The sequence below is a fragment of the Pseudomonas sp. 05N434 genome, assembly GCF_056396965.1.
Genome location: NZ_JBFTMK010000699.1, coordinates 1 through 2,171, shown reverse-complemented (window position 1 = coordinate 2,171; position 2,171 = coordinate 1). Strand labels below are relative to the sequence as shown.

3 protein-coding genes are annotated in these 2,171 nt (G+C 60.6%); all 3 read right to left on the bottom strand.

Annotated features, from left to right (window positions below):
* Positions 1-247: YqcC family protein (locus AC1DLB_RS28245; RefSeq protein WP_477786110.1), on the bottom strand; the 247-nt coding region annotated here is incomplete at its 3' end.
* The gene (locus AC1DLB_RS28240) at positions 247-981 is read right to left on the bottom strand and encodes a tetratricopeptide repeat protein (protein ID WP_018930214.1); all 735 of its coding nucleotides are present in this window, start codon (positions 979-981) and stop codon (positions 247-249) included. The genes AC1DLB_RS28245 and AC1DLB_RS28240, both read right to left, overlap by 1 nt.
* Positions 982-997: 16 nt before the next feature.
* Positions 998-2,171: penicillin-binding transpeptidase domain-containing protein (locus AC1DLB_RS28235; RefSeq protein ID WP_477786109.1), on the bottom strand; the 1,174-nt coding region annotated here is incomplete at its 5' end.

Sequence of the window (2,171 nt, the reverse complement as noted above, 5' to 3'; positions counted from 1 at the left end):
CCATTTCGGCCATCTCCTGAATCCCTGATGCGTTGGGCAATGGCAGATCCTGCTCGAGGATCGACTTCATCCTTGGCAAGAAGACCCATTGCAGCCATTGCTCGAAATCCAGCGTATCCACCGAAAACGGTTCAACGCTGGAGAGCGCCTCAGCAGACGGCGGTACTTCATCCCACCAGCCCTGAACGCGCAGCTCGCGCTCGATCAACAGCAACTGTTCGGCAATCTTCGGAAAGCGCATATCCATCACAGCGAAACCTTGGCCTTCTGACGAGCCAACGCAGCACCGGCCGGGTCACCCTGCTTCTCTCGGGCCTGGGCGATCAATTCCCACAGGCTGGCCTGAAGATCCGGACGCCCATTGGCGAACGTCAGGCCACGGCGGGCAAACTGCTCGGCCTGAGCCGCATCACCTTGAGCCATACGCACCTGGGCCAAGCGATAAAGTACTTGCGGCTCGCGCGGTGCAACACGCTGGGCACGTTCGAGGCTGGAAGATGCACCATTAAGGTCGCCACTGGCCTGTTGCTGCTGGGCGGTGGTCAACAATGCCAGGACCGGACCGTCCAGTTGTTCATCGGCGGACAGTCCGCCGGAGTTCGCCGAAGGAATCCCGCTGGGCGTCGACGGCATGCTGTAGCTACCCTGATTGATCGGCGCCGACTGAACCGGCGAGGTATCAATCGGCCCCGGAGTAATCGGGCCTGGGGTAATCGGCGAAGTGCTGATCGGTGCCGAGGAGACGGCGCCACCACCCGGGACCATCACCACGACCCCGGTGTCACCTTGCGGGATCGCCTGAGTCTGAGCTTGTACAGGACGTTTCACCGTCGACTGACGGAAACCGCCATTCGCCGAAATCCGCTCACTGTTGGAGACGGCAGTGCCGGCATCCTCAACCGGGATCGAACCACGCTGCACAGTGGAGCAGCCGCTGAGCAAAGCCACGGCAGTCACCGCTGGAATCAACCACTTGTTCACTTCAAATCCTCTTTGCTTAATTCATCCAGCCCTTGACCCAATCCATCACCGATTCTGCAGGGCTTTCACCACCGCAAGCAGCACCGGGAGGCGGTTCACTGCCGCGAATATACGGCATCTGCACCGCACCTGGGCAGTTGGCTTCGGAACCTTGACCAGTGCGCGAATCGACCCAGGCCTGAACAATGTTGTCCGGTTGCGGCATGTCCAGCGGCAGCGGATCGGCCTTGCGCATGAAACTGGTCCAGACCTGCAACGCGCCGGTGGCACCGGTGAACGGTGTCTTGCCATTATCATCGCGCCCCAGCCAGACCACGGCCAGCAGATCCTGACTGAAACCGGCGAACCAGCTGTCCCGCGAATCGTTACTGGTACCGGTCTTACCGGCCAGGGTCAGGGTTTTCGGCAACACGTTATAAACCGAACTACCGGTACCTTCGCGCATGACGCGCTGCATGGCGTTCTGGATCAGGTAAATGGACGCCGGATCAAATTGCTGCTGAATCTGGAACGGATAACGCTTGAGCGGCTCGCCCTCGGCAGTCAGTACGCTGCGAATCCCGCGCATCGGCGTATTGAACCCGCCATTGGCCAGCGTCTGGTACATGGTCGCCACTTCGATCGGGGTCATACCGCCGGCACCGAGCAACATCGACGGGAACGCCGGGAATTCGCGGCTTACGCCCAGGCGTGCCAGGGTCTTCAAGACATTCGGCACGCCCACCGCCAACCCGAGACGCGCGGTCGACAGGTTGTAGGAGTGCGCCAACCCTTGGTACAGGAACACCGTGCCGTGGGAACGGCGATCATAGTTCTGTGGTTTCCAGATCTGACCGTCCGCGCCTTTGACCGAGAAGTAGTCGTCCGATAGCCAACTGGTGAGCGTGTACTGGCTCGGCTTTTCAAGAGCGGTCAGATAAACCGCCGGCTTGATCAAAGAGCCGATCGGTCGCACCGCGTCCAACGCACGGTTAAAACCGGCAAAACTCGCCTGACGGCTGCCGATCATGGCCTGGACCTCACCGGTTTCCGGGTTGGTCACGACCATCGCGGCTTCCACGTCATCGGAACCCTTGCGCCCGGCCAGGCGCTTGAACGTGTCGTTGACCGAGGCTTCGGCTTTCATCTGCAGGATCGGGTCGAAACTGGTGAAGATTCGCAGCCCTTCTTCGGTCAAGTCTTCGTCGCGG